6 protein-coding genes and 1 pseudogene are annotated in these 6,737 nt (G+C 64.9%); 1 reads left to right on the top strand and 6 read right to left on the bottom strand.

The window, feature by feature from the left end; translation table 11 throughout:
• Positions 1-149: 149 nt before the first annotated feature.
• The 6 genes from GYA94_RS14020 to GYA94_RS13995 all read right to left on the bottom strand — a co-directional run bounded on the left by GYA94_RS14020 (position 150) and on the right by GYA94_RS13995 (position 6,357).
• Complete coding sequence (locus GYA94_RS14020; RefSeq protein WP_161892523.1) at positions 150-1,568, bottom strand: efflux transporter outer membrane subunit; 1,419 nt, start codon at positions 1,566-1,568, stop codon at positions 150-152.
• The gene (locus GYA94_RS14015; RefSeq protein ID WP_029885347.1) at positions 1,565-2,440 is read right to left on the bottom strand and encodes an efflux RND transporter periplasmic adaptor subunit; all 876 of its coding nucleotides are present in this window, start codon (positions 2,438-2,440) and stop codon (positions 1,565-1,567) included. The genes GYA94_RS14020 and GYA94_RS14015 overlap by 4 nt, the downstream gene beginning before the upstream one ends.
• The gene (locus GYA94_RS14010) at positions 2,437-2,649 is read right to left on the bottom strand and encodes a DUF1656 domain-containing protein (RefSeq protein WP_161892522.1); all 213 of its coding nucleotides are present in this window, start codon (positions 2,647-2,649) and stop codon (positions 2,437-2,439) included. Before GYA94_RS14010 ends, GYA94_RS14015 begins: the two co-directional genes overlap by 4 nt.
• The gene (locus tag GYA94_RS14005) at positions 2,646-4,733 is read right to left on the bottom strand and encodes an FUSC family protein (RefSeq protein ID WP_110678973.1); all 2,088 of its coding nucleotides are present in this window, start codon (positions 4,731-4,733) and stop codon (positions 2,646-2,648) included. The genes GYA94_RS14010 and GYA94_RS14005 overlap by 4 nt, the downstream gene beginning before the upstream one ends.
• Positions 4,730-5,182: a MarR family winged helix-turn-helix transcriptional regulator gene (locus tag GYA94_RS14000; RefSeq protein WP_161892521.1), complete on the bottom strand. Its 453-nt coding sequence runs from the start codon at positions 5,180-5,182 to the stop codon at positions 4,730-4,732. Before GYA94_RS14000 ends, GYA94_RS14005 begins: the two co-directional genes overlap by 4 nt.
• 380 nt (positions 5,183-5,562) lie before the next feature.
• Positions 5,563-6,357: a tetratricopeptide repeat protein gene (locus tag GYA94_RS13995; RefSeq protein WP_161892520.1), complete on the bottom strand. Its 795-nt coding sequence runs from the start codon at positions 6,355-6,357 to the stop codon at positions 5,563-5,565.
• 207 nt (positions 6,358-6,564) lie between these two features.
• Between GYA94_RS13995 and GYA94_RS13990 the strand changes: the two are divergent.
• A pseudogene (locus GYA94_RS13990) lies at positions 6,565-6,737 on the top strand (WYL domain-containing protein); the annotation flags it as partial.

Raw genomic sequence — 6,737 nt, 5'->3', positions numbered from 1 at the left:
CGGGCCCGGAACAAACGTAGGCGCGAGCGCAGCTCGCGATTGCGCCGCGCGGGCGGCGCTCGATCTCACAGGCGCTGCCATACCTTGTGGCAAACACCTGTCAGCCCTAAAGCGATCCCTGTGGGAGCTGGCTTGCCGGCGATTGGGCCTCAAGGCTTTGAGGTGTCCTTCCAGCCACCACCGAGGGCGAGGAACACGCCAATTTGCCCCAACGCCACTTGGCTATCGGCCGCTGCCAGTTGCGCGCGCATGTCGGTATAGGTGCGGGTCGCCTGCAAGTCCGCCAGGAACGACTCACGCCCGGCCTGGTAGTACCGGTGCGTCTGGTCTGCCGCATCCTTGGCCGACTTCTCTGCCTCGGCCAGTGCGTCACGCCGGTCCAGCAGGGCACTGTACTGCGCCAGGCGAGTCTGGGTCTCGCGGATGGCGTTCAGCACCACACCGTCGAAATTCGCCAAGGCAGCTTGCGTAGAGGCTTCAGCCATGCGGATGCGGGCGCGTGTGCCGTTGGTGGGGATGCTCCAGCTGATCTGCGGGCCGAAACCCCAGCGGTTGGTCGACGGCTCACCAAGGTTTTCCAGAATACCAATCGTGCCCACCTGGGCACCGATGCTGATGTCCGGGTACAGCGCGCCGGTAGCAACCCCGATGGAGGCAGTTGCTGCGGCCAGCTGGCGTTCGGCCTGGCGCACATCAGGCCGGCGTTTGAGCAACGCAGCACCGTCGCCCACCGGCACCAACTGGTTCAGGTGCGGCAGCTCGGCACAATCGGCGGTGCCGGCGGGCAACTGGTCTACCGGTTTGGCCAGTAACGCAGCCAAGGTGTACAGGCCGGTTTCACGCTCGGCCTTGAAGCGCGGCAGTTCGGCGCGCAAGGACTTGAACTGGGTCTGCGAGCGGGTGACCTGGGTTTCATCGCCACGACCTGCATCACGCAAGCGCTGGTTAAGCTTTACGCTTTGCTCCTGCAAGTCGAGCGACTGGCGGGCGATGTGGTATTCCTCGTTGGCCGAGCACACCTGGGTATACGCTTTGACCACGTCGGCCACCAAGGTGATGCGGGCGGTATCGGCAGCAGCCTGCACCGCGTCTGCATTGGCCTTTGCAGCCTCGGTGCCACGCTTGAACGTGCCCCACAGGTCGAACTGATACGAAGCGCTGATGATGGCCTCGCCAATGTTGGCCACCGGCACCTTCTCAGGCAGCAGGAAGGCTTCGCCAGACTCCTGCAAGCGCTGGGCACCCAGTTTGACGCCGCCGTTGAAGCCACCTTGCGACTCGGCCACCTCGACCTGGGCGCGGGCCTTGGCGATGTTGGCCGCGGCTACGCGCAGCTCGGTATTGGCACTCAGGGCCTGGCGCACCAGCTCGTTCAGCCGTTGATCCTGATACAGCTGCCACCAGTCCTCGGGCACCGGCGCCGAAACCACGCTGTCGGCATCCTGGCGCAACGGGCCATTAAGGTCGCTGCGTTGCACCGCCGCGTCCTTCGGCACCTCATAGTCGGGGCCGACCATCATGCAGGCCCCCAGCGACAGGCACAGGCCAGCCAGGATGAGCTGTTTCATGGGTGCTGGCCCTCGATGATCGACACCGTGGCGGTACGCCCGGCGATCATGCGGAAGTCCTCTGGCACTTCGTCAAACGCGATGCGCACCGGAATACGCTGGGCCAGGCGCACCCAGCTGAACGCCGGGTTAACGTTGGGCAGCAGGTTGGCGCCGCTGCTGCGGTCGCGGTCTTCGATACCGGCGGCAAAACTCTGCACATGGCCGCGCAGGCGGGTGTTGTCGCCCATCACGCGGATATCCACGGCATCGCCGATATGGATGCCGCCAAGCTTGGTTTCTTCGAAGTAGCCATCGACGTGGTACGAGGCACTGTCGACCACCGACAGCACCGGGCGGCCGGCGGTGACGAATTCGTGGTTACGCGGCGCCCGGTCGTTCAGGTAGCCATCTACCGGGCTGCGTACCACCGAGCGGTCGAGGTTGAGCTGGGCGGTATCGACCGCCACCTGTGCCTCGCTGACGGCCGAGCGGGCGCGGGCCACGCGGGACTGGCTTTCCTCCAGTTGCTCGGCCGCCACCAGGTTGCCCAGCTTGCGGTTGCGCTGCGCTTCGCGGGAGGCCTGGGCCAGGGTTTCCTGGCGCTCGCCGAGGGTGGCCTTGGCCTGGCGCAGGGCCAGGGTGAAGCGGTCCTGGTCGATGGTGAACAGCACGTCGCCGCGCTTGACGGTCTGGTTGTCGTGCACCTCGACTTTCTGGATCAAGCCCGACACATCGGGGGCGATCTGGATCACGTCGGCGCGGATATGGCCGTCGCGCGTCCAGGGCGCAAACATGTAGTAGACGACCATCTGCCATACGAGCACGGCGGCGAAGGTCACTACCAGCAAGGTCAGGACCACACGGCCCAGGGTCAGCAAAGGTTTTTTCATGGCAGCATCAGGTTTCGGCAAAAGTGGTCCACCGCGCCAAGCAGCACGGCATACAGGGCAACGTTGAACAACGCCCGGTGCCAGACCAGGCGGTAGAAATGTATACGCACCAGCACCGCGTGCAGCCCAAGGAACAGCAGGTAGGTGCCAAGCATCATCACCAACAGCGCGGGCAGGAACACCCCGCTGATATCCAGTTCACCAATCACAGGGGCGCTCCGTCGAGGCCGGCAGGCAGTTGCAGTTGTTCGGCGGGTTCGAGCATCACCTCCACACCTGGCAGCAGGGCAAGGCGCAGGCCGCTCAGCGCATGCAGCAGGTGGGTGCGGGCATCGCCACGCTCGTACAGTTCATCCAGATTCAGCGCCAGCCGCGCCCGCTCCATGTTGCGCAGCAGCGCAGCCGGTGCATGCAGGCGCTGGCCAGCGTGCAGGCAGGCGGCGTAGTGCGCACCCACTTCGGCAACCACGGTATTGAGCCGCTCACGGGCCTGCTGACCAGCGCGCGGCAGGTAGGCCAGCAAGTCGAGCAGGTTCAACCCAACACGCAGGTCACGCAGCGCTACACCGCTGTCCTGGCCCGTTTGCGACAGGCGCGGCAGGTGCTGCATCAGGCGGTCGAGCATCTGTACGCCAAGCTTGCGATGTTCGGCCAGGGTCGCCGGCCCGGTCATTTCGACAATGTCGCGCCAGGCGAAGCGGGTCATGCGCTTGGCAGCCAGCTCCACCCCAAACGGGCGCATGACCAACGTCCAGATGAAGGCGAACAGCAGGCCGACGGGGCCGGCCAGGTTGGAATTCAGGAAGGTGAAGAAGTCGGCATCATAGGCGCCCTGGATGCTGATGAAAGTCGAGGTGTTGACGATGGTCAGCAACGTGCCCAGGTAAAAACGCGGTTGCACGGTCAGGGTGCCGACGCAGATGAACGGCACGGCAAAGGCCAGCACCAGCATCGGGAAGTCGTGCAGGTTGGGCAGCACCAGGAACAGGTACAGGCTGGAGAAGATCACCGACAGCAAGGTCCAGAAGAAGAACCGGTAGATCTGCGGTGCCGGGTCGTCCATGGCCGCGAAGAAACTGCACGACACGGCCGCGAGGATTACCGCGCTGGCGCCGTCGTTCCAGCCCAGGCCAATCCACAGGCCACAAGCGACGATGATCGCCAGCACCGTGGTGGCCACCGAGTACAGCATCAGGCCACGGTCGAAGAACGGTGTCAGGCGGCCCAGGCGCCAGTGCCGGTACACGGCCCGCCAGGGCGTGGCATCGTCGGTGCGCAGGGCATGTTGCAAGGTGCAGCAGTCCTGCCACAGGTCGGCCCATTCGGTCAGCCGGTACAGGGCGTTGGATAACAGCAGCTCGGCGCGCTGGTCGAGCATGGCGGCAGCGGGCTGCAGCCGCTCGATCTGCTCGTGCAGCGCAGCCCAGCGGGCGACAGAAGGGCTGGCGGCAGTCCCTTGCAGCCATTCGCGAGCGGCGGCGAGCACAGGCTGCAACTGGGCGAACTGGGCCGGGGCCCGGCCCTCCAGGGCGACCAGCGCATCATCGAGCGCATCGATGACCGGCAGCAGGTGAATCATCCGCCCACGCAGCTCACGGGCGTTTTTCAGGGTGTGCGGGCCAGCCCCTTCGTGGCCGAGCTGGCCGATCATCAGCTCCAGCGAGTTGAAGGTGGTGACCATCGCCCCGCGCATGCCGCCGACCTTGTCGGTGCTGCCAGCGCGGGCCAGGTAGGTATCGCTGTAGTTAAGGGCCTCGGTAAACCAGTTGCCGGTGGCGCCGACCACCACTGGGGCCAGCCGGCGAGGCCAGAAAATGGCGCCAACGACGGCTGCGCAGACAATCCCCAGGCAGATTTCCTGGGCGCGGGAAGACGCGACGTCAAACACCGCCAGGGGGTTATCCACAACCGCCAGTGCGATCATCGGCAAGGTGTAGCCGGCCAGCATCAGCATGTAGTTGTTGGCCGTGCGCAGGTTCAGCGAGAGGAACAGCAGGGTGCCGGTCCACAGGGCGATGGCAATGCTCAGCAGCAACGGCGACTGTACCAGCGGTGGCACCAGGAGGACCGCCCCCCCGGCACCGAGCAAGGTGCCCACGGCACGGTACAGCGCCTTGGAGCTGGTTGGGCCAACGAAGGGGCTGGAAACGATGTACACCGTGGCCATGGCCCAGTAGGGCCGCGGCAACTGCATGAGCAGGGCAATGTACAGGGCGATCATCGAGGCCGCGAAGGTGCGCACACCGTAGAACCAGTCCCGCGCCGGGGGGACCGAGCTGAAGAAGCCGTTCATGCCACCCCGCCTGCACCGCCCAGGCCGGCAGCCTCGAAGGCGCGCAGCACGCGCAAGGCGGCTTCCAGGTCAGCCTGGTCGATGCCTTGCAGCACATCCCTGCGCACGCGCACCAGTTCGGCTTCGATGGCTTCGGCCAAGCGGCGGCCTTCAGCGGTGAGGCTCAGGGCCTTGGCGCGACGGTCGAGGGGGTCTTCACTGCGGCAGACCAGGCCAGCCTTGCACAGTTGGTCGAGCAGGCGTACCAGTGATGGGCTTTCCAGGCCGGCTGCTTGGGCCACCGCTACCTGATGCACACCGTCGCCGAGGCGCACGATCATCAGCAGCGGCGCAGCGCAGGCCTCGGAGATGCCGTAACTGGTCAACGCGCAATGGCAGATGCGCCGCCAATGGCGAGCCGCAACTACCATGCCACTGCTGACCTGCAGGCGCAGGAGATCAAGGCACATGAACAGTATCCAGGTATATTCATAGTTTGCTAACTATCAATATACGCTCGTACCTCCCCCTGTCGTCAACAGCGGGTGACGAGGGGTATGGGCGAATGGGTGTGCACGCTGGAGGGTGGATTGCCTGTGCTGGCGTTATTGCCGGATTCAGCCGGGTTCTTGGGAGCGGGCGTGTCGAAGCGTCGAACCGCCGCGAACACCGGCGTAGCCGGTGCCAGCCACTGCGCTGGATTCTTCGCGGGCACGCCCGCTCCCACACAGGCCGCGTCGCGCTTACGAACTGAGTTCTCTGCGCGACAGCGCAGGCCGTAGGGCGGAGTGATCTCCCACAGGTATTGCACACATACTGCAGCCTGTGGTCGCCTATGCGAGCGGGGGAATCAGGGGTGTATCTGGTCTTCCAGCTTCATGGTCAGGGCGAGTGTGCTGCCCATCTGCAAGGCGCGGTCGCGCCACTGCAGGTAGCGCACGCTGTCACGGCTGCTGAAATGCACCGCCAGCTCTTCGGCCGCCTGTACCACCCCTGCGGCTGCCGCCAGTTCCAGCCAGTACAATGCAGCCTTGATGTCGGGTGCCACGTACAACCCGTGCATCAAGCGATAACCCACCTCGAAGCGGCAACGCGCTTCGCCACGCTCGGCCCCGCGCATAAACCACTGGTAGGCCTGCACCAGGTCTACCTGCCATTGCTGCTCGCCATCGCACACTTCTTCTTCATACAGGTCACCCAGGGCCGCCGCGGCATGCAGCATGCCGCGCTCGAAGGCCTGCCGGTAGCAATCCGCCGCCTGGGCATAGGAGGGGTCGACACCCTTGCCGAAGTAATGCTGCTGCCCAAGGTTGAACCACGCAGCAGCATTGCCCTGCAGCGCCGCCATGCGCAACAGGTGCCCGGCCAACACGGTATCAGCGCGCCAATACTTGCCGTTGAGCCAGATCCAGCCCAGGTCGTTGAGTGCCGCTACGCTACCTTGCAATGCCTGGCGGCGCAGGTCGGCGTAAACGGCCTGCAGGTCACTGGCTTCGTCCAGTCGGTTGATCAGCAGCGAGCGCTGGCTGGGCAAGCCTACCCCGGCGAACAACCGATGCCGCCTGCCGGCCGGTGCCGGGGCGGCGATGACCCGTTCGGGCAAAAGGCGGGCAAGCAGCGAATGGATATTGCTGGCAGCAGACATGTTCATCCTCATTGAACGACGCACAACCCCAACCTTCGGCTGTGATGAGGCGTGATTCTGCGTGATGTCACGTCAAAACCTGTCGCGAACGATTCGGCACCAGGCAACCAAATGCGACTTACTTGATCTGAGCAGGGCGTGGCCAATTGCCATGCCCCTCGCCTGCCGCCATGCTATGACGGCAAGCCTAGACAAGGACGTTATCTTTTGCCGTTCGCCACCACTCGCGCCACCCTCAGCCGCCAATGGGCGCTGCTGCGTCAGCTACCCAGTCGCTCCCCGGGCATTACCAGCGCCGAGCTGGTGTGGCGCCTGCGCGACGTGGGCTTCACTGTCAGCAAGCGTACCGTTGAACGCGACCTGAATGTAACCGCTCCATA

The sequence above is a fragment of the Pseudomonas juntendi genome, from assembly GCF_009932375.1.
In the GTDB taxonomy this organism is placed as follows: domain Bacteria; phylum Pseudomonadota; class Gammaproteobacteria; order Pseudomonadales; family Pseudomonadaceae; genus Aquipseudomonas; species Aquipseudomonas juntendi.
This window is presented reverse-complemented; position numbering and strand designations above follow the sequence as displayed.

Bases quoted from the DNA above. Each gene is read 5' to 3' on its own strand.
- GYA94_RS14000 (WP_161892521.1), bottom strand. From the start codon at position 5,182: ATGTGCCTTGATCTCCTGCGCCTGCAGGTCAGCAGTGGCATGGTAGTT.
- GYA94_RS14015 (WP_029885347.1), bottom strand. From the start codon at position 2,440: ATGAAAAAACCTTTGCTGACCCTGGGCCGTGTGGTCCTGACCTTGCTG.
- GYA94_RS13995 (WP_161892520.1), bottom strand. From the start codon at position 6,357: ATGTCTGCTGCCAGCAATATCCATTCGCTGCTTGCCCGCCTTTTGCCC.
- GYA94_RS14020 (WP_161892523.1), bottom strand. From the start codon at position 1,568: ATGAAACAGCTCATCCTGGCTGGCCTGTGCCTGTCGCTGGGGGCCTGC.
- GYA94_RS14005 (WP_110678973.1), bottom strand. From the start codon at position 4,733: ATGAACGGCTTCTTCAGCTCGGTCCCCCCGGCGCGGGACTGGTTCTAC.